Source organism: Bradyrhizobium diversitatis (genome assembly GCF_016031635.1).
GTDB classification, from domain to species: Bacteria; Pseudomonadota; Alphaproteobacteria; order Rhizobiales; family Xanthobacteraceae; genus Bradyrhizobium; species Bradyrhizobium diversitatis.
In genome coordinates, this window is sequence record NZ_JACEGD010000021.1 from 201251 (window position 1) to 224417 (window position 23167).

Annotated in this window: 23 protein-coding genes; 10 read left to right on the forward strand and 13 right to left on the reverse strand. The window is 65.0% G+C overall.

The annotated features are described in order from the left end of the window. Positions 1–90: 90 nt before the first annotated feature. The 8 genes from H1B27_RS23900 to H1B27_RS23935 form a co-directional block, all read right to left on the reverse strand. The gene (locus H1B27_RS23900) at positions 91–1695 is read right to left on the reverse strand and encodes an NTP transferase domain-containing protein (protein ID WP_197967713.1); all 1605 of its coding nucleotides are present in this window, start codon (positions 1693–1695) and stop codon (positions 91–93) included. Then, the gene (locus H1B27_RS23905; protein ID WP_197967714.1) at positions 1692–2393 is read right to left on the reverse strand and encodes an XdhC family protein; all 702 of its coding nucleotides are present in this window, start codon (positions 2391–2393) and stop codon (positions 1692–1694) included. The genes H1B27_RS23900 and H1B27_RS23905 overlap by 4 nt, the downstream gene beginning before the upstream one ends. Positions 2394–2395: 2 nt before the next feature. After that, positions 2396–2719, reverse strand: coding sequence for an XdhC family protein (locus H1B27_RS23910; RefSeq protein WP_007602422.1), 324 nt, complete (start codon positions 2717–2719; stop codon positions 2396–2398). 9 nt (positions 2720–2728) lie between these two features. Beyond that, on the reverse strand, positions 2729–3931 hold the full coding sequence (locus tag H1B27_RS23915) for a vWA domain-containing protein (RefSeq protein WP_197967715.1): 1203 nt from the start codon (positions 3929–3931) through the stop codon (positions 2729–2731). A 160-nt stretch (positions 3932–4091) separates the two neighbouring features. Then, complete coding sequence (locus H1B27_RS23920; RefSeq protein ID WP_061882914.1) at positions 4092–5015, reverse strand: AAA family ATPase; 924 nt, start codon at positions 5013–5015, stop codon at positions 4092–4094. 62 nt (positions 5016–5077) lie between these two features. Next, entirely contained in the window at positions 5078–5884 is an 807-nt protein-coding gene (locus H1B27_RS23925; protein WP_197967716.1) for an FAD binding domain-containing protein, read from the reverse strand. Between the two features lie 27 nt (positions 5885–5911). After that, entirely contained in the window at positions 5912–6397 is a 486-nt protein-coding gene (locus tag H1B27_RS23930; protein WP_028137319.1) for a (2Fe-2S)-binding protein, read from the reverse strand. Positions 6398–6531: 134 nt separating this feature from the next. Then, the gene (locus H1B27_RS23935; RefSeq protein WP_131871258.1) at positions 6532–6978 is read right to left on the reverse strand and encodes an SRPBCC family protein; all 447 of its coding nucleotides are present in this window, start codon (positions 6976–6978) and stop codon (positions 6532–6534) included. Between the two features lie 171 nt (positions 6979–7149). Between H1B27_RS23935 and H1B27_RS23940 the strand changes: the two genes are divergently transcribed. The 3 genes from H1B27_RS23940 (at position 7150) to H1B27_RS23950 (ending at position 9816) form a co-directional block, all read left to right on the forward strand. After that, positions 7150–8505, forward strand: coding sequence for a 3-carboxy-cis,cis-muconate cycloisomerase (locus H1B27_RS23940; RefSeq protein ID WP_197967717.1), 1356 nt, complete (start codon positions 7150–7152; stop codon positions 8503–8505). A 27-nt stretch (positions 8506–8532) separates the two neighbouring features. Then, on the forward strand, positions 8533–9315 hold the full coding sequence (gene pcaD, locus H1B27_RS23945) for a 3-oxoadipate enol-lactonase (protein WP_197967718.1): 783 nt from the start codon (positions 8533–8535) through the stop codon (positions 9313–9315). Between the two features lie 108 nt (positions 9316–9423). Continuing rightward, positions 9424–9816, forward strand: coding sequence for a carboxymuconolactone decarboxylase family protein (locus tag H1B27_RS23950; RefSeq protein WP_197967719.1), 393 nt, complete (start codon positions 9424–9426; stop codon positions 9814–9816). On the opposite strand, the gene H1B27_RS23955 is transcribed toward H1B27_RS23950, so the two are convergent. Then, entirely contained in the window at positions 9778–10362 is a 585-nt protein-coding gene (locus H1B27_RS23955; protein WP_246515636.1) for a hypothetical protein, read from the reverse strand. The genes H1B27_RS23950 and H1B27_RS23955 overlap by 39 nt on opposite strands. Positions 10363–10636: 274 nt before the next feature. Further along, positions 10637–10822, reverse strand: coding sequence for a hypothetical protein (locus tag H1B27_RS23960; protein WP_197967720.1), 186 nt, complete (start codon positions 10820–10822; stop codon positions 10637–10639). Positions 10823–11112: 290 nt separating this feature from the next. Here H1B27_RS23960 and H1B27_RS23965 point away from each other — a divergent pair, with 290 nt between their 5' ends. The 5 genes from H1B27_RS23965 (at position 11113) to H1B27_RS23985 (ending at position 16206) form a co-directional block, all read left to right on the forward strand. Further along, positions 11113–12030 (forward strand): ABC transporter permease subunit, encoded by a 918-nt coding sequence (locus H1B27_RS23965; protein WP_028179275.1) that lies wholly within the window; start codon positions 11113–11115, stop codon positions 12028–12030. Between the two features lie 27 nt (positions 12031–12057). Further along, positions 12058–13359: a high-affinity branched-chain amino acid ABC transporter permease LivM gene (livM, locus tag H1B27_RS23970; RefSeq protein ID WP_197967721.1), complete on the forward strand. Its 1302-nt coding sequence runs from the start codon at positions 12058–12060 to the stop codon at positions 13357–13359. Then, positions 13356–14189 (forward strand): ABC transporter ATP-binding protein, encoded by an 834-nt coding sequence (locus H1B27_RS23975; RefSeq protein ID WP_061882922.1) that lies wholly within the window; start codon positions 13356–13358, stop codon positions 14187–14189. The genes livM and H1B27_RS23975 overlap by 4 nt, the downstream gene beginning before the upstream one ends. Then, on the forward strand, positions 14186–14929 hold the full coding sequence (locus H1B27_RS23980) for an ABC transporter ATP-binding protein (protein ID WP_061882923.1): 744 nt from the start codon (positions 14186–14188) through the stop codon (positions 14927–14929). Before H1B27_RS23975 ends, H1B27_RS23980 begins: the two co-directional genes overlap by 4 nt. Before the next feature lie 158 nt (positions 14930–15087). Beyond that, positions 15088–16206 carry a branched-chain amino acid ABC transporter substrate-binding protein gene (locus H1B27_RS23985; RefSeq protein ID WP_061882924.1) on the forward strand — a complete coding sequence of 373 codons (1119 nt, stop codon included), beginning with the start codon at positions 15088–15090 and terminating at the stop codon, positions 16204–16206. An 82-nt stretch (positions 16207–16288) separates the two neighbouring features. Here the strand turns inward: H1B27_RS23985 and H1B27_RS23990 are convergent, their stop codons facing one another. Beyond that, positions 16289–16675, reverse strand: coding sequence for a response regulator (locus H1B27_RS23990; RefSeq protein WP_197967722.1), 387 nt, complete (start codon positions 16673–16675; stop codon positions 16289–16291). A 238-nt stretch (positions 16676–16913) separates the two neighbouring features. On the opposite strand from H1B27_RS23990, the gene H1B27_RS23995 reads away from it, so the two are divergent. Together H1B27_RS23995 and H1B27_RS24000 are read left to right on the forward strand one after the other, a co-directional pair. Continuing rightward, positions 16914–19739 (forward strand): PAS domain S-box protein, encoded by a 2826-nt coding sequence (locus H1B27_RS23995; protein ID WP_246515638.1) that lies wholly within the window; start codon positions 16914–16916, stop codon positions 19737–19739. 58 nt (positions 19740–19797) lie between these two features. Further along, complete coding sequence (locus H1B27_RS24000) at positions 19798–20793, forward strand: P1 family peptidase (RefSeq protein WP_197967724.1); 996 nt, start codon at positions 19798–19800, stop codon at positions 20791–20793. A 1146-nt stretch (positions 20794–21939) separates the two neighbouring features. Here H1B27_RS24000 and H1B27_RS24005 read toward each other — a convergent pair. Together H1B27_RS24005 and H1B27_RS24010 are read right to left on the reverse strand one after the other, a co-directional pair. Continuing rightward, on the reverse strand, positions 21940–22467 hold the full coding sequence (locus tag H1B27_RS24005) for a MaoC family dehydratase (RefSeq protein WP_311976975.1): 528 nt from the start codon (positions 22465–22467) through the stop codon (positions 21940–21942). A gap of 197 nt (positions 22468–22664) precedes the next feature. After that, the coding region (locus tag H1B27_RS24010) for a transposase (protein WP_197967726.1) at positions 22665–23167 on the reverse strand (503 nt) is incomplete at its 5' end.

Sequence of the window (23167 nt, forward strand, 5' to 3'; positions counted from 1 at the left end):
GCGGATCAGCGAAGCGTAATCCGCCTCTTTTGTTTCCGCGGAGAAACACAGCGGCGGATTACGCCTTCGGCTAATCCGCCTTACGCACCTTCATCCCCGCCTTGCCGCTTCCAGCGCCTGCGGCGTGTCGATGTCGAGGAAGGCGCTCTCGCCGTCGACGGGCACTTCGGCGACCGCCTCAGTGTGCTTGGCAATCAGATGCCGCGCGCCGACGTCGCCGTCGAGCGTCATCAGCTCCTTGAAGAAGCGGCGCGACCACAGCACGGGATTGCCGCGGCGGCCTTCGCTGACGGGAACGACGATGAGATTGCCGCGGTCGGGGGCAAAGCCGTCGATCAGGCGGTCGATCAGACCGGCATCGATCAGCGGCATGTCGCCGAGGCACACCACGGCGCCGCTGCAGGTCTCCGGCACGGCCGCGATGCCCGCCTTGACCGAGCTGGCGATGCCGCCGGCGAAATCCGGATTGCGGACGAATTTCACGTTCAGGCCCTGCAGGGCCTGCTCGACCAGCTCGGCCTGATGCCCCGTGACGACGATCACCTCTGATGCCTTCGAGGCCAGCGCCTGCTCGGTCGCAAGGCGCACCAGCTTCTTGCCGTCGAGCTCGGCGAGCAGCTTGTTCGGGCCGCCCATGCGGGTCGAACGGCCCGCCGCGAGCACGATGGCCGCGACCTGGCTGTTGCCCTCCGTCTCCGGCTGTGTGCGCGGCTGCGGCCGCGTCACGATCTCCATCAGGAGACCGCCGACGCCCATGCCCATCAGCTCGGACCGCGTCACCTTGATGCCGGCGAGGAGCCGCATCAAGACCCAGTCAAAACCGTTCTCGACCGGCGAGCGCGCACAACCCGGCGCGCCCAGCACCGGGACGCCGCCGGCGCGGGCGATCAGCAGCAGATTGCCGGGATCGACCGGCATGCCGAAATGCTCGATCTCGCCGCCGATACCGGTAACGGCCGCGGGGATCACGTCGCGGCGATCGGCGATCGCAGAGGCGCCGAACACGATGACGAGCTCGGCACCGAGGCCCAGCACTTCCTTGATCGCGGCCGATAGCGCCTGCTCCTCATGCGGGACACGCCGCTCGGCAATGATGCCGGCGCCGGCCGGCGCCAGCCGCTCGGCGGTGACGCGCAGGGTCTTGTCGATCACCTTGGAGGACAGGCCCGGCAGCAGCGTCGAGACCACGCCGACGCGCTTGATCACGTAAGGCGCGACCTTCAGCACGTCCTTGCCGGCCGCCTTCACCGCCGCATCGCGCAACGCGCCCTCGACGCCGAACGGGATGATCTTGACGGTACCGACCATCTCGCCCTCGACCACCGGCTTGTAGGCGGTGAGCGTCGCAAAGGTGATGGCCTCGTCGACATTGTTGATGCGGTCGACCGCAGCGCGGTCGATCACCAGCACGCCCGGGCGCGCGGCGAACAGATTGGCGCGCCCGGTGAAGGCGCGCTCGACATGAATGCCCTCGCCGCCGACGGCGAGTGCGATGCTGGCAGCTGCGACGTCCTCGGAGACGTCACCCGCCTCCATCCGCACCACGACGATGTCCTTGATGCCGGCACGCTCCAGCGCCTCGACCTCGGCGGCGCCGATCGTCGTGCCTTTCTTCAGCACCAGCGGCCCCTGGCGCAGGGTGTGGACGGTCACCCCGCCAATCGCATCCCTCGGGCTCGCCGGTCCGAATTTCATGCCGCTTCTTCTTTTTCCTTCGGAGGCAGCCGAAGCGCGGCCGTGATCTCGGCCATGATCGCAACCGCGATCTCGGATGGAGAGACCGCGCCGATCGGAAGGCCAATGGGCGCGTGGATGCGCGCGATGTCGCTCTCCTTCGCGCCCTGCGCCCGCAAGCGGTCGCCGCGCTTGGCATGCGTCTTCCGCGAGCCGAGCGCGCCGATGTAGAAGCAGTTGCGCTCGAAGGCGTGCAGCAGCGCGGGATCGTCGATCTTCGGATCGTGCGTCACAGCGACGAACGCCGTATAGGCATCGACGTTGAGCGGCGGCAGCGCCGTGTCGGGCCATTCGGCGATCAGCGGAATGTCCGGGAAGCGCTCGGGGCTTGCGAAGGCCGTGCGAGGATCGACCACGGTCACGTCGTAGCCGAGCGAGCGCGCCAGCGGCGCCAGGGCCTGGCTGATATGGACCGCGCCGACGATGACGAGCTTTGCCGTCGGCGCGTAGACGTTGAGAAACAGCTTCTTGCCACCGGCCTCGACACTGGCGCTCCTGCCCATGCGAAGCTGCTTCTCCAGCTCGGTGCGCAGCGGATCCCTGGCAAAATCCTTCGCCTTCACCAGCCGCTGCTCGCCGCTCTCGGTGTCGGTCACCAGGATCACCGGCCGGCGCCCGGCGCGCTCGGCATTGAGTTCGTGCAGGATCTCGAGCTTCACGATTAACCGACCTTCTCGACGAAGACGCGGATGGTGCCGCCGCAGGACAGGCCGACATTCCAGGCGGTCTCGTCGGCCACGCCGAACTCCAGCATTCTCGGTTTGCCGCTCTGGATCACGTCCATGGCCTCGGTCACCACGGCGCCCTCGACGCAGCCGCCGGAGACCGAGCCGAGGAAGGTGCCCTCATCGTTGATGACGAGGCTCGAGCCCGCCGGGCGCGGCGCCGAACCCCAGGTCTCCACAACGGTGGCGAGCGCGACGCCACGACCGGCCTTCTGCCAGTCCTCCGCCGCCTTCAGGATATCCTCGTCGCGATCGAGCATGGGTGCCTCTCAAGCTGCGGAGCGGATCAGGCTGCGGTGATGCGGCGGCAGCGGCTGGGAGAGCGTCGTGATCAGCTCCTGGATCGAACTCAAATTATGTACCGGGCGGAATTCGTCAACGTGGGGAAGCATCATTTTGATGCCCTGCGCCTTGGCCTCGAAACCGCCGAACCGCAACAGCGGGTTGAGCCAGATCAGCCGCCGGCAGGACCGGTGCAGCCGGTCCATCTCGAAAGCCAGCTTGGAATCGGCCTCCCGTTCCAGCCCGTCGGAGATCAGCAGCACGATGGCGCCCTGGCTCAGCACGCGCCGCGCCCACAATTTGTTGAAGTTGTGCAGCGAGGCCGAGATCCGGGTGCCGCCGGCCCAGTCCTCGACCGAGGCCGAGCAGCTCGCCAGCGCCTCGTCGGGGTCGCGCTGGCGCAGCGCGCGGCTGACGTTGGTCAGACGGGTGCCGAACAGGAACACCGAGACGCGCTTGCGCGCGTCGGTGATGGCGTGGAGGAAGTGCAGGAACAGGCGGGTATACTCGCTCATCGAGCCCGAGATATCGAGCAGCGCGACGATCGGCGCCGGCTTCTGGATCCGCCCGAGGCGATGGATGTCGATGATGTCGCCGCCGGTGCGGAGCGATGCGCGGAGCGTGCGGCGCAGGTCGAGCCGCAGGCCCCGGGCGTCGGGCTGGCGACGGCGCGTCAGAAGCTCGGCCTGCGGCAGGTGCATCCGCTCGATGGCGCGGAGCGCCTCGGTGATCTCGGCCGCGCTCATCTGCGCGAAATCCTTCTTCTGAAGGATCTCCTTGTCGGAGACGGACAGGCGCAGATCCTGCTCCTGGTGCTGCGGCGTCTCGGTCATCCGCGGCTGCGACATCGCCTCCTGCACGCGGCGCGCACCCGCCTGCGGCTTCTTCTTGGCCTGCACCGGCAGCGGCACCGAATCCAGCATGTGCTTCCATTCCTCCGAGGCGCGGAAGAACAGGTTGAAGGCCTGCTTGAAGATCAGCGCATGCTCGTGGCGCTTGACGAAGATCGCCTCCAGCGTCGTGAAGACGTCGGCGCGGTTGCCGATGTCAATCACCTCCAGCGCATTCATGGCATCGATCATCGCACCCGGCCCGACGGGAATGCCGGCGGCACGCAGCGCACGGGCAAAGCCGACGATGTTGTCGGCGAACTGCTCGGTTTGCTCCGGGGCAAGGTGGTTGATGGCCATGGGTCCACACTCTCGGTCGTCATTCCGGGGCGCGCCTCTTGGCGCGAGCTACGGTGCGCAATTGCGCACCTGAGAATCCATACTCCCGATCGTGGTTATGGATTCCGGGCTCGCGCTGACGCGCGCCCCGGAATGACGGGTTAGTTATGACGCACGCGCGTCAATTCTCGCTCGTCGCTTCCTTCAGCACCTTCTGCAACGCATCGCCCTGCATCCGGGTGATGTCGTCCTGATATTTGAGCAGCGCGCCGAGCGTGTCGCCGACCACTTGCGGGGTCAGCGACCGGGCATCGAGCTCGGACAAGGCGGTCGCCCAGTCGATGGTCTCGGCGACACCCGGCGACTTGTAGAAATCCTGGTTGCGCAGCGCCTGCACGAAGCGCACCACCTGCTGCGAGAGCTTGGCGGAGATGCCGGGCACGCGCGTCTTGACGATCGCAAGCTCACGCTCAGCGGCAGGATAATCCACCCAGTGATAGAGGCAGCGCCGCTTCAGCGCGTCGTGGATCTCGCGGGTGCGGTTGGAGGTGATGATGACGATCGGCGGATGCGGCGCCTTCACGGTGCCGAATTCGGGAATGGTCACCTGGAAGTCGCTGAGGATCTCGAGCAGGTAGGCCTCGAACGCCTCGTCGGCGCGGTCGAGCTCGTCGATCAGCAGCACCGGCGGACCGGCGACGTCGGGCTCCAGTGCCTGAAGCAGCGGCCGCTTGATCATGTAGCGGTCGGCGAAGATATCGCTCGAGAGCTGGTCGCGATCGGTGTCGCCGGCGGCTTCCGCCATCCGGATCGCGATCATCTGCGCGGCGCTATTCCACTCGTAGACCGCGGAGGAAACGTCGAGGCCTTCATAGCACTGGAGGCGGATCAGCTTCCGCCCCAGCGCCGCCGAGAGCACCTTGGCGATCTCGGTCTTGCCGACGCCGGCCTCGCCCTCCAGGAACAGCGGCCGGCCCATGCGCAAGGAGAGGTAGGTCACCGTCGCAAGCGACCGCTCGGCGAGGTAGCCCCGCGACGTCAGAAGTTCGAGCATCGCATCGACCGATGCCGGCAAAGCACCGGACGAATTGGGCGTTGAAGTCATGAGAAAGCCAGTCTTACTACGCCCTCATCGGGACATGTTCGGGGCCGATGCGTGAGGTCACCTCACGCCTTGGCGTTGGCGGCATCGACGGCACGCCGCGTCAGCACCCCGGTGAGGTGCGCGCGGTATTCGGCGCTGCCGTGGATATCGCTGTTGAGACCTTCCGCCGGCACCGCGATGCCTTCCAGCGCCTTCGAGGCGAAGCGCTTCTTCAGGGCCTCCTCGAATGCGGTGACGCGGAATACGCCTTCGGAGCCGGCGCCGGTGACGGCAACGCGCACGTCCGAAGGACGCCGCGCCACGAACACGCCGACCAGCGCATAGCGAGAGGCCTGGTTGCGGAACTTGATGTAGGCTGCCTTTTTCGGCAGCGGAAACATCACCTTGGTGATGATCTCGTCGGCTTCGAGCGCCGTGGTGAACAGGCCCTGGAAGAACTCTTCGGCCTTCAGGCGGCGCTTGTTGGTGACGATGGTGGCGCCCAGCGCCAGCACCGCGGCCGGGTAGTCGGCGGTCGGATCGTTGTTGGCGAGCGAGCCGCCGATCGTGCCCTTGTGACGCACGGCCGGATCGCCGATTCCGCTGGCGAGATCCGCCAGCGCCGGGATCGCCTCACCGACGATTGCGGAGGTGGCGACCTCGGCGTGCCTGGCGGTGGCGCCGATCACAAGCGCGCGGCCCTTCATCTCGATCGCGTCGAGCCCCTCGATATGGGAGAGATCGACCAGATGCGGAGGGCTTGCGAGGCGCTGCTTCATGACGGGAATCAGCGTGTGGCCGCCGGCGATCACCTTGGCGTCTTCGTTCTTCACCAGGAGGTTGGCCGCCTGGCGAACCGTCCCAGGGCGATGATATTTGAATTCGTACATCTGGATGTCCTGATCGCGGGATGCGCGTTACGCGAGGTCGGATTTCGCCATCGCCTTCGCGCCGGCGGAGATCGAAGCGACGATGTTCTGATAGCCCGTGCAGCGGCAGAGATTGCCTTCGAGCTCCTCGCGAATCGTGTGGTCGTCGAGTTCGTGGCCCTTGCGATGCACGATGTCGATCGCGGTCATGATCATGCCCGGCGTGCAGAAGCCGCACTGCAGGCCATGGTGTTCGCGAAAGGCCTCCTGCATCGGATGCAGCGGCGCGCCGTCGGCGGCCAGCCCCTCGATCGTCTTGACCTCGTGGCCGTCGGCCATCACCGCAAGCGTGGTGCAGGACTTCACGGCCTTGCCGTCGAGATGCACGACGCAGGCGCCGCACTGCGAGGTGTCGCAGCCGACATGGGTGCCCGTCAGCTTCAGATTCTCGCGCAGAAACTGCACCAGAAGCGTGCGGGGATCGACATTGGCCGTGACAGGATTGCCGTTCACGATGAGGGAGATTTTTGCCATAAGCACTCTCTATCAGCGCCCCGACGGGTCCCGTCGAAGCGGTTCTTATAATTATTCCAACCCATCATATGGGCCAATATGCCCGGGGGCAACATCGCCCGGAATGCAAGGCGCCATGCCGAAAGCGATAGGTGTCAGCCTTGTACCGCCTTGGCGAAGTTCGCGAAAAATTCGTCGGCCAGTTTCTTGGCGGCGCCGTTGATGAGGCGCTGGCCGAGCTGCGCCAACTTGCCGCCGATCTGCGCCTCGACGTCGTACGACAGCAGCGTGCCGCCGTCCTTCTCCGCGAGCTTGACCACCGCGCCGCCCTTGGCGAATCCGGCCACCCCGCCCTCGCCCTCACCGGAGATCTTGTAGCCATTCGGCGGGTCGAGATCGGACAGCGTGACCTTGCCCTTGAAGCGCGCCGACACCGGGCCGACCTTCATTTTAGCCGTTGCGCGGAAGCCGCCATCGTCGGTCTTCTCCAGCTCCTCGCAGCCGGGGATGCAGGCCTTCAGCACCTCGGGGTCGTTGAGCTTGGCCCACACGGCCTCGCGCGGCGCCGCAAGCTCGACTTCGCCGTTCATCGTCATGGCCATGAGGTGCCTCCCGGATCGGACAACTATAGTGCTGATCAAGTAACGCAGCGGCGCGGCAAAGGAAAGGGCGGGGCCGGGTCACGTGCAATGCATATTCGCAACTGCAAAAAAACGTGTGGGGCCGGTTGGGGATTGGCACAGCCGGGCCATGATGGTTAGGTCGCGCGCAAGATGAGCACATCCCTCTCCCCCCTGCTCGCGCCGATGCTGTCGAGCGCCGCCATGCGCGCGGTCTGCGACGACCGGTCTGCCCTGCAGAACATGCTCGATTTCGAGGCAGCCTTGGCACGCGCCGAGGCCGCCACGGCTGTGATTCCGGCATCCGCCATCGGCTCGATCGAGGCCGCATGCAAGGCCGATTCCTTCGACATGGCCGCACTAGCCGAGGCCGCGACGCGATCGGGCAATCTCGCAATTCCCCTGGTCAAGATGCTGACCGCCCATGTCGGCCAGACCGACGCGGAGGCCGCGCGCTACGTGCACTGGGGCGCGACCAGCCAGGACGTCATCGACACCGCGACGATGCTGACGCTTCGTGCCGGCATCGATGCATTGGATGTCGACCTCAGCCGCGCCATCAAGGGCTTTGCCGCGCTGGCGCGCAGCCATCGCAACACCGCGATGGTGGCGCGGACCTGGCTCCAGCACGCGCTGCCGATGCCGTTCGGGCTGAAGGCGGCTGAATATGCCGCGAGCCTTGCCCGCGCCCGCTGCCGCCTGCGGCGGCTCTCCCGCGAGGGCCTGGCGCTGCAATTCGGCGGTGCCGCCGGCACGCTCGCCGCACTCGGCGACAAGGGGCTCGCGGTGGCCGAACGGCTGGCGCAGGAGCTCGGTCTGCCGCTGCCGGAGGCGCCCTGGCACACCCATCGCGACCGCATCGCCGAGGCTGCATCCTGCCTCGCAATTCTCGCCGGCAGCTGCGGCAAGATCGCGCGCGACGTCTCGCTGCTGATGCAGACCGACGTCGCCGAAGCGTTCGAGCCCGCCGGCGAAGGCCGCGGCGGCTCCTCGACCATGCCGCACAAGCGCAACCCGGTCGCCGCTGCGAGCGCGCTGGGCGCCGCCACCATGGCCCCGCAGCTCGCCGCCACGATTTTCGCCGCGCAGGTGCAGGACCACGAGCGCAGCGCCGGCCCCTGGCACGCGGAATGGCCGACGCTGCCGCAACTGATGCTGGTCACATCAGGCGCGCTTGCGGCCGTCGTCGACATCGCCGAAGGCCTCGAGGTCGATGCGGCGCGCATGCGCAGCAATCTCGATGCGACGCAGGGGCTGATCATGGCCGAAGCGGTCACCTTCGCGCTGGCCGAAAAGATCGGCAAGAGCGATGCGCATCATCTGATCGAGGCCGCGAGCAAGCGCGCGGTCGCGGAGAGGAAGCATCTGCGCGAGGTGCTGTCGGCCGATTCGCAGGTCAACGCGCACCTTTCTCCGGAAAAAATTGCGGCATTGTTCGAGCCGATGGCCTATCAAGGGGCCTCCCAAGCCCTGATCGACCGGCTGCTCGACAGCCTCGACCGCGAATAAGAACCGCAAATACGACGGAGACGCCGCATGCCCATGATCGATGCCGACGGTTGCCTGCTCAACGTCTCCGTCGAGGGCCGCGACGGCGGGCCCACCCTGATGCTGTCCAACTCGCTGGGCTGCACGCTCCAGATGTGGGAGCCGCAGATGAAGGCGCTGACGCAGGTGTTCCGCGTCATCCGCTACGACCGCCGCGGCCATGGCAAGTCCAACTTCCCGCCCGGCCCCTACACGATGGAGCGCTTCGGCCGCGACGTACTGGCGATCCTCGACGATCTCAACATCGAGAAGGTGCATTGGTGCGGCCTATCGATGGGCGGCATGGTCGGGCAATGGCTGGGCGCCAACGCGCCGGAGCGCATGGGCAAGCTCATCCTTGCCAACACGTCCTGCTACTATCCCGATCCAACAAACTGGCACAACCGCATCAAGACGGTGAAGGAGGGCGGCATCGCGGCGGTCGCCGACGCCGTGATCGCGGGCTGGCTGACGCAAGATTTCCGCGAGCGCGAGCCTGAGATCACGGCGAAGATGAAGGCGATGCTGCTCGCCTCCCCTGTCGAGGGCTATCTCGCCTGCTGCGAGGCGCTGTCGACACTCGACCAACGCGCGCTGCTGCCCAGGATCAAGAGCCCGACGCTGGTGATCGCCGGCCGCCACGACATGGCGACGCCGATCTCGGCGGCCGAGTTGATCCGCTCGAACATTCCCGGCGCGAGCATGACCATCATCGACGCCGCGCACATTTCCAACGTCGAGCAGCCGCATGCGTTCACGGATGCGGTGGTGGGATTTTTGACGCAGCGCTAGTTGTTATCACCGTCATTCCGGGGCGCCTCGAAGAGGCGAACCCGGAATCTCGAGATTCCGGGTTCGATGCTTCGCATCGCCCCGGAATGACTGATCCGGAGAGACACCATGGACGACCAGAAGCGCCGCGATGCCGGCATGAATGTGCGCCGCAAGGTGCTGGGCAATGCCTGGGTCTACAAGTCGATCGCGAACCGCAACGCCTTCAACACCGACTTCCAGGACATGATCACGCGCTACGCCTGGGGCGAGATCTGGACGCGGCCGCATTTCGACGAGCGCACGCGGCGCGTGCTGGTGATCGGCACCATGGTGGCGCTCGGGCAATGGGACGAGTTTCGCCTGCATGTGCGCGCCGCGCTCGCCGAGGGTGGCTTCACGCCTGACGACATCAAGGAAATCCTTCTTCAGCAGGCAATCTATTGCGGCGTGCCGGCGGTGAACCACGCCGTCAAGGAAGCCTCAGCGATTGTGCAGGAGCTCGGCCTGCTCAAGGCCTAGTGGCTCAAGGCTTGGCGGCTCAAGGCTTGGCGGCTTAAGGCTTGGCGGCTTAAGGCTTGGCGGCGCGGCGATCTCCGACGTCTTCGGCGCTGGCGCCGGCTTCTCGATCACCACAACGATCGCGGCACCGAGCAAGAGCAGGAGCTCGGTGGCATGCAGCCGGAGCGCAGCCATCTCGCCGACCTTCGAGGCCATCACCATGCTGGCAAACGAGATCAGGCTGCCGATCGCCAGCGCGATGCCGAGCGCCTCGTCGCTGCCGCCGTTCTTGCGGATTCGGGGAATGCACAGCAGCACGAGGAAGAATGCAAAGAACGCCACGACCGTCAGCCGGCCCAGCGCAAGCAGCCAGGCGGCGCGCACCGTGTCCATCCCCGCCATCTGGAGATGGTCGCTCAGGAACAGCGCGACCGCAACGCTCGGGCGCTCGTAGAGGCCGTGCACCGGGGCGACAATGATGTTGAAGGCAACCATCGCCCAGGCCGGAATGAAATAGGCCGCCAGCAGCGCGCCGTTGACCGAACCGATCCGCCAATTCCCGAACATGCCGCTTCCCGCCTGTTTGCCGGCCTTCGACGAAAAGGCCGCGGCTTCGCCGAGCTAACTCGCATCAGACCGTGGCGGCAATTTAAACCCTTTGTTTACCTTAACTGCCCTCGCACCCATCATTCCGGGGCGGCTCGCGGAGCCGAACCCGGAATCTCGAGATTCCGGGTCTGGTGCTGGCGCACCATCCCGGAATGACGCAGGCAAACGATCACTAAATAAAAAAGGCCCCGCCTCTCGGCAGGGCCTCCTCACTCCTGGGCTCCCAAACTCGCTATTCCTGACCGCGCTGGCCGCCCTGTTGCTGGCCTGGACGATCGCCTTCGCGCATCGGATCGTTCTGCTGCTGCTGTCCGGGTTTCTGGCCGCCGCCCTGCTGCTGCCCAGGCTGTTGACCGGGGCGCTGCTGGCCGGGGTTCTGACTCTGCTGGCCCGGATTCTGGTTCTGCTGTTTCGTCATTTCGGGAAACTCCCTTGTTGGACGTCAGAGCTGAGATAACGGCCGGCATCCGCTTTGGTTGCCTGAGGGAACCCGGTTCCTCGCAGTTGCGGAACCGGAGTAGACGACAGTCGTAACGAAATGACCATTGTACAAGCCCGTCTGCCGCGGCTTCGCCAGTTGCAGCCGCCAGTTCCCTCCTGTTACAAAACCTGAAGAAGGCTCAAGGGCTGCCGGGGCCCGAGAAGAAACTCAAGACTCTCTCTCGAATAGCTCCCTTTGAGCGGCGTCAGGTTTGGTAACGGCAGCCCATGGATTATTTCGCCCAGCAGCTCATCAACGGTCTCGTCCTGGGCTCGATCTACGGCCTGATCGCGATCGGCTACACGATGGTCTATGGCATCGTCGGCATGATCAACTTCGCCCATGGCGACGTCTTCATGATCGGCGGCTTCATCGCGCTCATCACCTTCGTGATCCTGATCTCGCTCGGGCTGACCGCCATCCCCGTGATCCTGCTCGTCGTGCTACTGGTCTCGATGGCGATCACGGCGCTCTATGGCTGGACCATCGAGCGCATCGCCTACCGGCCGCTGCGCCATTCCTTCCGTCTCGCCCCGATGCTGTCGGCGATCGGCATGTCCTTCGTGCTCACCAACTATTCGCAGGTGGCGCAAGGCGCCCGCGTCAAGCCGATCCCGCCCTTCATCACCGGCGGCTACACGCTGCATGAGAGCGCGGACGGTTTCGTGATCCAGCTCTCCAACATCCAGATCATGGTGGTCGTCACGACCATCGTGCTGCTGGCGATCTTCACCTGGCTGGTCTCCCGCACCCGGCTCGGGCGCGACATGCGCGCCTGTGAGCAGGACCAGACCATGGCGGCCCTGCTCGGCGTGAACGTCGACCGCACAATCTCCATGACCTTCGTGATCGGGGCCGCGCTCGCCGCCGTCGCGGGCCTGATGTACCTGCTCTATTACGGCCTGGTCGATTTCTTCATGGGCTTCGTCGCCGGCATCAAGGCGTTCACCGCTGCCGTGCTCGGCGGCATCGGCTCGTTGCCCGGCGCCATGCTCGGAGGGCTTGCGATCGGCCTGATCGAGACGTTCTGGTCGGCCTATTTCTCGGTCGAATACAAGGACGTCGCGGCGTTCTCGATCCTGATCGTCGTGCTGATCTTCATGCCGACCGGCCTGCTCGGTCGTCCCGAAGTCGAAAAAGTCTGACGGTCACGCGTGGCAGCTCCCTCGACCATGACGGCAAAACCCGCAACAGGCATCACCTCCCTCCTGAAGACGGCTTTCATCAACGCGCTGATCGCGCTGGTGCTGTTCTCGTTGATGGTCGGTATCCGCACCGAGGCGGGCCCCGACGGCCAGCTCACCTACTGGACGCGCTTCGGCGAACTCGCCTCCCTCGTCGGGGCGGTGTTCGGCGGCTCGATCGTGATCGAGCTGCTGCGGCAATGGATCGGCCCGACCAGCGCCGAGAAGCTGGTGCCGCCGGCGGTGCAGAGCGGCATGTCCTTCATCGGCCGCTACCTCGCGCCGGCACTTCTGATCTTTACGGTGCTGGTGCCCGTCATCTTCTATGACCAGCGTTACATCCTCGACCTCGCGATCCTCGTGCTCACCTATGTGATGCTGGGCTGGGGGTTGAACGTCGTGGTCGGACTCGCCGGCCTGCTCGATCTCGGCTACGTCGCGTTTTATGCGGTCGGCGCCTATTCCTACGGACTGCTCGCCACCAATTTCGGCTGGTCGTTCTGGATCTGCCTCCCGCTCGCCGGCATCCTCGCCGCGTTCTGGGGCGTGCTGCTCGGCTTCCCCGTGCTCCGCCTGCGCGGCGACTATCTCGCCATCGTGACACTCGCCTTCGGCGAGATCATCCGCCTCGTCATCATCAACTGGCAGGAGCTGACCGGCGGTCCGAACGGCGTCTCCGGCATTCCGCGCCCCTCCTTCTTCGGCATCCCGCTCGACAACAGCGACGAAGGGCTCGCCGCCAGGCTCGGCATCGAGTATTCGCCGACCCACCGCATCGTCTTCCTATTCTACCTGATCCTGGCGCTGGCGCTCCTCACCAACTGGGTGACGATCCGGCTGCGGCGCCTGCCGATCGGGCGGGCATGGGAGGCCTTGCGCGAGGACGAGGTCGCCTGCCGTGCGCTCGGCATCAACACCACGACCACCAAGCTCACGGCGTTCGCGACCGGCGCCATGTTCGGCGGCTTCGCCGGCGCGTTCTTCGCCACCCGCCAGGGCTTCATCAGCCCGGAATCCTTCACCTTCCAGGAATCGGCACTGGTGCTCGCCATCGTCGTTCTCGGTGGCATGGGCTCGCAGCTCGGCGTGGCGCTTGCCGCGCTCGCCATGATCGGCGGCTTCGAGCTGTTCCGCGGCCTCGAGACCTACCGCATGCTGGTGTTCGGCATGTCGATGGTGCTGATCATGATCTGGCGGCCGCGCGGCCTGATCGGCCATCGCGCACCCACCGTGTATCTGGCCAAGGCGGAGGCGATCTCGTCCGACCTCGTCAAGGAAGGGCACGGATGAGCGCCGACCAGATTCTGAGCGTCGACCGGCTCGTCATGCGCTTCGGCGGCATCGTTGCCGTGCAGGACCTGTCATTTTCGGCGGAGCGGAAGAAGATCACCGCGCTGATCGGGCCGAACGGCGCCGGCAAGACCACGGTCTTCAACTGCATCACCGGGTTCTACAAGCCGAGCGGCGGCACCATTCGCCTCACCCACGACGACGGCAGGGTGATGGCGCTGGAGCGGCTGAACGACTTCCGCATCGCCAAGCAGGCCAAGGTCGCGCGCACCTTCCAGAACATCCGCCTGTTTCCCGGCATGACCGCGCTGGAGAACCTGATGGTGGCGCAGCACAACGCGCTGATGCGCGCCTCCGGCTACACCCTTCTCGGTCTCCTCGGCGTTCCCACCTACCGTGACGCCGAAAAGCGTGCGATCGATCTGGCCACCGACTGGCTGAAGCGGGTCAATTTGCTCGACCGCGCCGACGACGCCGCCGGCAATTTCGCCTATGGCGACCAGCGCCGGCTGGAAATCGCCCGCGCAATGTGCACCGAGCCCGCCCTGTTGTGCCTGGACGAACCCGCGGCCGGCCTCAATGCGCGCGAGAGCGCGGCCTTGAGTGAGCTCCTGCTCTCGATCCGGGACGAACTCGGCACCTCGATCCTGCTGATCGAGCACGACATGTCGGTGGTGATGGAGATCTCCGACCACATCGTGGTCATGGACCATGGCGTGAAGATCGCGGAGGGCACGCCGCGCGAGGTCCGCGACGATCCGAAGGTGATCGCCGCCTATCTCGGCGCCGACGAGGACGAGGCCGTGGCCGTGATGGAGAACGGGACGTGACATCGGCGCCCACTCCCCTGCTAGCGATCCGCGGTCTTCGCGCCGCCTACGGCAAGATCGAGGCGCTGAAGGGCGTCGACATCGAGATCAATGCCGGCGAGATCGTCGCGCTGATCGGCGCCAACGGCGCCGGCAAGTCGACACTGATGATGACGATCTTCGGCAAGCCGCGCGCCCGCGCCGGCCAGATCCTCTATGAAGGCCGCGACATCACCGATGTTCCCACCCACGAGATCGCGCATTTGCGCATCGCGCAATCGCCGGAAGGCCGCCGCATCTTCCCGCGCATGAGCGTTGCGGAAAATCTTCAGATGGGGGCGGACTCGACCGAATGCACCGACGCCGAGAGCGAGGCGACGCTGCAACGCGTGTTCGCGCTGTTTCCGCGGCTGAAGGAACGCTATGCCCAGCGCGGTGGAACCCTGTCCGGCGGCGAGCAGCAGATGCTGGCCATCGGCCGCGCGCTGATGAGCCGCCCCCGCCTGCTCCTGCTCGACGAGCCTTCGCTCGGCCTCGCACCGCTGATCGCACGCCAGATCTTCGATGCGATCCGGACCCTGAACCGGCAGGACGGTCTGACCGTCCTGATCGTCGAGCAGAACGCCAACCATGCCCTCAAGCTCGCCCATCGCGGTTACGTCATGGTCAATGGCCTGATCACTTTGGCCGGGACCGGCACCGAATTGCTGCAGCGCCCGGAGATTCGCGCCGCCTATCTGGAAGGCGGCCGCCACGGCTGACGGAGCCAAGACCGACAAGTGCGGCCGAATGTGGCGAGATATCTCCGCAAATGCCCGTATTTTGCCGGTGACTTCTCCTCGAATTCATTCAAGAATGGCGCCGGTTTGAACCGGGCATTCCCGGCAACTTCCACAGGCGACCACCCGCGAGGTATCTCATGAAATCACTGAAGCTCATCGGTCTGGCATTCGGCGCATCGCTCGCGCTGTCGGGCGCGGCATTCGCGCAGGATGTCACCGTCGCAGTCGCAGGCCCGATGACCGGCGGCGAGTCCGCCTTCGGCCGCCAGATGAAGAACGGCGCCGAGATGGCCGTGGCCGATATCAATGCCGCCGGCGGCGTCAACGGCAAGAAGCTCGCGCTCTCCGTCGAAGACGACGCCTGCGATCCGAAACAGGCGCGCTCGATCGCCGAGAAGATCGCTGGCGCGAAAATCCCGTTCGTGGCCGGGCACTATTGCTCGTCGTCGTCGATCCCGGCTTCGGAAGCCTATGCCGACGGCAACGTGCTCCAGATCACGCCGGCCTCGACCAACCCGCTGTTCACCGAGCGCAAGCTCTGGAACGTGGCTCGCGTCTGCGGCCGTGACGATCAGCAGGGCCTGATCGCCGCGCAGTACATCGCCAAGAACTACAAGGGCAAGAACATCGCGATTCTCAACGACAAGACCACCTACGGCAAAGGTCTTGCCGACGAGACCAAGAAGGCGCTCAACAAGGCCGGCGTCACCGAGAAGATGTACGAGTCGTACAACAAGGGCGACAAGGATTTCAACGCGATCGTCTCCCGCCTGAAGCGCGACAACATCGACCTCGTCTATGTCGGCGGCTATCATCAGGAAAGCGGCCTGATCCTGCGCCAGATGCGGGACCAGGGCCTCAAGACCGTGCTGATGGCCGGCGACGCGCTCGCCGACAAGGAGTACGCCTCCATCACCGGCCCCGCCGGCGAAGGCACGCTGTTCACCTTCGGCCCCGACCCGCGCAACAAGCCGACCGCCAAGAAGATCGTCGAGGCATTCAAGGCCAAGAACATCGACCCCGAGGGCTACACCCTCTACACCTACGCGGCGATGCAGGTGTGGTCGCAGGCGGCCAAGAAGGCCGGCACCACCGACGCCAAGAAGGTCATGGCGGCGATGAAGGCCGGCAAGTGGGACACCGTGATCGGCCCGGTCGAATATGACGCCAAGGGCGACATCAAGCAGATCGACTACGTCGTCTACAAGTGGGACGCCAAGGGCGGCTACGCCGAGATCAGCGGCAACGGCACCTGAGCGCGCTTGCCGGGCCTTTGGGCCGCCATCCAAGCATCATCGCGCCCCGGCCTGGCCCGGGGCGTTTCTTCTTGCGGCAGGATCAGACGGCTGCGGCCAGCTTGCCGCCGGCCGCGGCCTGGGCGTTCCGCAAGGCCTGCAGCAGGTCGTTCGGCCGAAACGGCTTTTGCAGGCAGACCACGTTGGCGAGGTGAGGCGATTGGTCCACGAAGTCGAGCGTCGTCATGCCGGATATCGCAATGATGGGCAGCGCCGGTGCGCGCTCGCGCAGGGTCGCGATGACGTCGGCGCCGCTGGTGTCGCCGAGAAAGATGTCGACGATCGCCGCGTCAAAGGGGCTTTCTGCGAAGGCCTTCAGTCCCGCCGCGCCGCTTTCGGCCTCCGCGACCTCGAAATGATTGACCCGAAGCACGATCGCGACCATCGCACGGACGTCCTTCTGGTCGTCGATGATGAGAACGCGGGGCATGGGGGAACAACTCCCGATATCGAGATCAGAATCGCCAGGTTCGAACCTGGAACCCGCCGTGGCGGAGCGGCATTGTGGCATCGCCCCGGTAAAGCGCACCTTACCCAAGCCCTATTCCGTGTTCCCACCGAGATTAAGAAAGCTGTAACCTTCGGTTGAGTCGTGGCCGGTCCTGTTCACGATCCGCGCCCAGAACCGCTACCATGAACGGACTGCCGGCCGAATGAGACCTGCGGAGATGCTCAGACCCGACCAGCTCAAGACCGACCCGCGAGAGGTGGATGTGCCTGCGACGGTCGACCGGAGCACATTTCTCTCGACCCTGCCGGCCACTTCGGCCGACCGCACCGCAGCGTCGACGATCGTCGGCATGTCCTCGCTCCTGTTCGCAGCGGCCGTGCCCTTCGCGGGTACCCCGCTCCTGCCGGTGCCGGCCTTCGTCGCGAGTTATCAATCGGCGCTCGCCGTAAGCGACATCGTCACGGCGGTGCTGCTGCTGTCGCAGTTTGCGGTCTTGCGGACCCGCGCGCTGCTGTGGCTCGCGACGGGCTATCTCTTCACCGCCGCGGCGGCGCTGGTTCATGCCCTCACCTTCCCCGGACTGTTCGCACCCGCCGGGCTCTTCGGCGCGGGCCGGCAGACCACGGTCTGGCTCTACATGATCTGGCACGCCGTCTTTCCGCTGTGCGTGATGGGCTATGCCTGGCTGAAAGAAAAGGACGGTGGCCCCCGGATCCGCGGCGCGGCAAGCCGGGCGATTTACGCCAGCCTGCTCGGCGTCATCGCCGCGGTGGCGGTCTTCACCTGGATCGTGACCGCGCAGCACGATCTGCTGCCGGTCCTGTTGCGCGACGGCCGGTACACGCCAACCATGATCGGCGTCGTGTCCTTCGTGTGGTCGCTGAGCTTTGCCGCACTGGTCTCGCTCTGGTTCCGCAGGCCGCATACAGTGATCGACGTCTGGCTCATGGTGGTCATGTGCGCCTGGCTGTTCGACATCGCGCTGTCGGCGATCGTCAACGTCGCACGCTTCGATCTCGGCTTCTATGCCGGACGGCTCTACGGCCTCGCTGCGGCGACCTTCGTGCTCGCAGTGCTTCTCATCGAGAATGTCCGCCTCCAGGCACATACGGTGGGCCTCGTCGGCAGGCTGCGGCAGCAATCGGCCTCGGAACGCGACTATTACGGCAAGCGGCTTGCGCTATACGGCGCGGTCGTCGAGTCGTCCAACGATGCCATCATCACGAAATCGCTCGATGGCATCATCACCGGCTGGAACAAGGCCGCCGAACATCTTTTCGGCTATTCCGCTGCCGAGGCCATCGGCAAGCCGATCGACATCATCGTGCCGCCGGATCTCAAGGGCGAGGTCAGGAGCATCCTCAACCGGATCGCCGGCAATGAGTCGATCGCCCAGCACGAGACGATCCGGATCCGAAAAGACGGAAGCCCGCTCGACGTCGTCCTCAACGTTACACCGCTGCGGACCGATGAGGGCGAGATCATCGGCGCCTCCAAGATCGCCCACGACATTACCGAAGAGAAGCAGGCGAGAGAGAAGTTGCGCCGGGAGACCGAAGAACGCCAGCGCATCTTCGAGACGTCGCAGGACCTGATCCTGGTCACCGACGGCTATGGCAATTTCGTCCAGGTCAGCCCGAGCGTGAAGAATATTCTCGGCTACGACCCCGAGGACATGGTCGGTCACAGCGCGACCGAGTTCATCCATCCCGACGATCTCGATAAGACGCGGAATGAGATGCGCGCAGCCCGTCGTGGTGCGGTCAAGCGCAGCTTCGAGGCGCGCTACTACCATTACGACGGTCACGAGGTCACGCTGAACTGGATGGGCACCTGGTCCGAGCCGGTGAAGCGCCATTACTTCATCGGCCGCGACCTCACCGACAAGCAGGCCGCCGAAGCCCAGCTCAGACAGATCCAGAAGATGGACTCGATCGGGCAATTGACCGGCGGCGTCGCCCACGACTTCAACAACGTGCTGACCGTCATCACGGGCACGATCGGCATTCTCGGCGACGCGGTCGCCGACCGGCCCGAGCTTGCCGCCATCACCAAGCTGATCGACGATGCCGCCGAGCGCGGCGCGCAGCTGACCAGGCATCTGCTCGCCTTCGCCCGCAAGCAGCCGCTCCAGCCACGCGAGATCGACGTCAATGCGCTGGCGCTCGAAGCCGCCAAGCTGCTGCATCCGACGCTCGGCGAGCAGATAACCATCATGCCGCAGCTCACCGAGGATGCCTGGCCGACGCTGGTCGATCCGGGCCAGCTGTCCACCGCGATCCTCAATCTCGCGCTGAATGCGCGCGACGCCATGCCCGATGGCGGCACCCTGGTGCTGGAGACCCGCAACATCTTCCTCGACGACGGCTATGCCAGCATGAACCCCGACGTCGCTGCCGGCAATTATGTGATGATTGCGGTCAGCGACACCGGCAGCGGGATCCCGGCGGAGCTGATCGACCGGGTGTTCGATCCCTTCTTCACCACCAAGGAGGTCGGCAAGGGCACCGGCCTCGGCTTGAGCATGGTGTTCGGCTTCGTCAAGCAGTCGGGCGGCCACATCAAGATCTACAGCGAGGAAGGCCACGGCACGAGCGTGAAGATCTACCTGCCGCGCTCGAGCGGGGTGCAGGATGCCGAATTCGAGGCGTTCCAGAACGCGCCGATCGCCGGCGGCGACGAGAAGGTCCTGATCGTCGAGGACGATGCGCTGGTGCGGCAGTATGTCGTGACGCAGGTCAAGAGCCTCGGCTATACCGCGCTCGAGGCCGCCAACGGCACCGAGGCCCTCAATATCATCGACAGCGACGAGACCATCGACCTGCTCTTCACCGACATCATCATGCCCGGCAACATGAACGGACGCCAGCTCGCCGACGAAGCGGCCCGGCGCCGCCCGGACCTGAAGACGTTGTTCACCTCGGGCTACACCGAAAATGCCATCGTCCATCATGGCCGGCTCGATTCCGGCGTGCTGCTGCTGGCCAAGCCCTACCGCAAGTCCGAGCTCGCCAAGATGCTCAGGACCGCGCTCGCCGGTTGAGCCTGCGGCATCGCTGCGCTATCGCAGATCGCGAAATGCTCTCAACGACGAGGCCGTCTTGAAAAACCTTCTCACCGATATCGCCGGCGTCCGGGTCGGCCATGCCGAGAATACGGAAGTGGCCTCCGGCACGACCGCCATCATTTTCGACCAGCCGGCCGTCGCGGCGATCGACGTCCGCGGCGGCGGCCCAGGTACGCGCGAGGCCTCGACGCTCGACGTCGCCAATACCGTCGAGCGGATCGATGCGATCGCGCTTTCCGGCGGCTCCGCCTTCGGCCTCGATGCCGGCGGCGGCGTGCAGGCCTGGCTCGCCGAACAGGGCCGCGGCTTCAGGGTCCGGGACGCCGTGGTCCCCCTCGTTCCGGGCGCGATCGTGTTCGACCTGCTCAACGGCGGCAACAAGGCCTGGGGCCGCTTCTCGCCCTATCGCGATCTCGGCTATGCCGCCGCCGCCACCGCCGGCACCGACTTCGCGCTCGGCAGCGTCGGTGCGGGCCTGGGTGCGACCACCGCCACCTTCAAGGGCGGGATCGGCTCGGCGTCGACCGTCACGACGAACGGCGTCAAGGTCGCCGCGATCATGGTGGTGAACGCGGTCGGCAGCGTCACCGTCGGCAACGGTCCCTGGTTCTGGGCCGCGCCGTTCGAGGAAAACGGCGAGTTCGGCGGACAGGGCCTGCCGCCTGCGTTCACGCCCGACATGCTGGCGATGCGCATCAAGGGCGGGCCGGCCGCGCGTGAGCGCGAGAACACCACGATCGGCCTCGTCGTCACCGACGCAATCCTGAACAAGGCGCAGGCCAAGCGGCTCGCGATGATCGCCCAGACCGGATTTGCCCGCGCGATCTATCCGGTGCATGCCCCGCTCGACGGCGACGTGCTGTTTGCCGCGGCCACCTGCGAGAAGCCGATAGAGCCGCTGGTGGAGCTCACCGAGCTCGGCATGGTCGCCGCCAACGTGGTCGCACGCGCGATCGCAAGCGGCGTGTACAGCGCGACCGCGCTGCCGTTCCCCGGTGCGCTGCCGGCGTGGAAGGACAAGTTCGGCTAAGCCGTGTACTCATTAAGCGGCTGGCCGCCGCCTGATATCCGCTTACGCCTCAACACCGGTGGAGAAGCAGCAATCGACCAATGTCGCTGAAGGGCCAAGAGCGACTTAGGGACGACGATCGCCGAAGGCGAGTCACGGGCCATTATCGGACTTCAGATCCGGATCAACCCGAATGTCAGCGAAGGGCCAGGTGACCAACGCCACAGTTATCGACAGGTTGTATGCTCCAACCAAAGGTTGCGCAGTCCAGTATGTCTGCTAGGGTGCACTTACCGGTGCGGCATTTCCCGCCCGGACCTGGAAGGACATGGTCATGAGATTGTCATCGAGCCTTGTCGTGCCTTCAACCGTCGCTGTCTTGTCGACTGTCTTGCTGTGCGCCCCGGCGGCGTCGCAGATCCCAACCGGCTCCGCCGCGACGCTTCCTCCCGTCACAGTCGATGCGCCGAAACAGGTGGCGAAGCCGCACGTCTCGGAGCGGGGAACAAACACAACGGCGCCGCGTCGGACTGCATCAACAACTCGACCGTCAACCGCGCGCGCGCCTGCATATGCGCCAGGTTCTGTTATGGGGAGGATTGCCAGCCTGGAGAAAGTCGCCAGCAGTTGCAACGGTGGCTGTGCATCGAGTTTTCCGAAAGGCAAGGAGCCCTGGATCGGATGTAGCGAGTCGGGCGGCCAAATAGACTACGGACCCTTCTCACCAACCTGCCGTGACACCATCACCCACACATCTTACTTGGGTTGCGTCGAAACAAAGACGTTCTTGGGCGAAGGCCGCAACAAGGCCCACTGGTTGTGCAGCAGCCTGGCCGCTGGCAACAGGTTTAAGGTCGCAGAACTTAAGCGATCAGGGCGCCGCTAGTCCATATTGCCTTTGGTCACGCGCGAGCACCGCGAACTCAGCGAAGTTGAGACCAAACAGGGTCACGTGCTTGATCAGGGACAACGGGGCGCTGCGGGCTGCCGTCTTCAATTCGACTCTCTCCAAAGGCTCTGGCGAGCGGGAGTACGACCCTCGAGTCCGCCATGGGTCAGAAGCGCCGGTTTGAACGGCGCCGCGTCACTTCCGGTGTGCCCCGATCAGCTGACCATACCTGGCCTGGGCCAAAACCACACTTCGCCATCGGGCCATAACCGAACCTTTCAAAGGGACTGCACTGGCCGCTCGTCTGGATCAATCAACGCCAAGGTGATCCAGTGCGCTGCGATAGCCGGCCTGATCACACCTTCAACCTCTACCACCGTGTCCCATGCTGACTGGATAGAGACCGCGCGCTCGGTCAATCCAATCAGACGGAATTTACCTCGCACCCGGGCTCCAGACTTAACCGGGCTGAGGAAACGAACCCGCTCGAACCCGTAGTTGACACCCATTCGTATCCCCTCGACGCCCGGCATCGCATCGAAAGCGAGCGCCGATAGGAGCGATAGCGTGAGAAATCCATGTGCAATTGTTCCTCCAAAGGGCGTTTCGCTCTCGGCTCGTTGACGGTCGGTGTGAATAAACTGGTGATCGTGGGTGGCATCAGCGAACGTGTCGATCATCGACTGATTGACCAGCAGCCAATCCGACACGTGCTCGGGGCCGTTGAGAAGCTGACGGTACGCCGTCAATGGAATAAGCTTTCGGCGGATAGCTTCGAGTTCAGCGGCTCGCTTGATGTCCGACACCTTCGACCTCGGCAATGATGATTTGGTCTTTGACCCGTTTAAGCGAGCCCGCCGCATCGCACCAGTGGTAAGAAAGTTTCGGCCCGGACCGTCCTTGTGACGGCTGAGAGCCGTTCGAAATCTGGTCGGCTGTGGGTCTTGGTCGTGTAAAAACGCCGGTCGCTAGGCAGTCGAGCGGAAGTCATGATCGCTTGGTGTCAGGCCGCGATCGCAGCCATCAGCGGCTTGACCCCGACGATGTTCATGACCCGTGTCAGATTGTAGGCCAGGACGGAGAGCGCCATTTCGGCCGCCACTTTCGGAAGCGTTTTGGTCAGGAAGTGTGTCGCTCCCATGCGGGCTTTCATGGTGCCGAACGGATGTTCGACTGTTTCGCGACGCTGACGCATGGCGTGCGGGTTCGCATCAAGGCGATGCTGCACAGCCTCGAGCAGATGCTCATGCTCCCATCGCGTAAGCCGCCGTTCTGACCCAGGCGTGCATTGGGTCTTGAGCGAACAGCTTTGACAGGCCGTCGTCCAGTAGCGCCGCAGCACCTTGCCGTCTTCTTCATTCGTATAGCGATATGACAGCCGCTCCCCGGCCGGGCAGCGATAGGCGTCCTCCTCTGGCAAATAGGCAAAGTCCTGTTTACCGAAGCGTCCGTCTGCCTTAGCGCCGGACGTTAGCGGTTTGGGCAGAGTTACTGTGATGCCTGCTT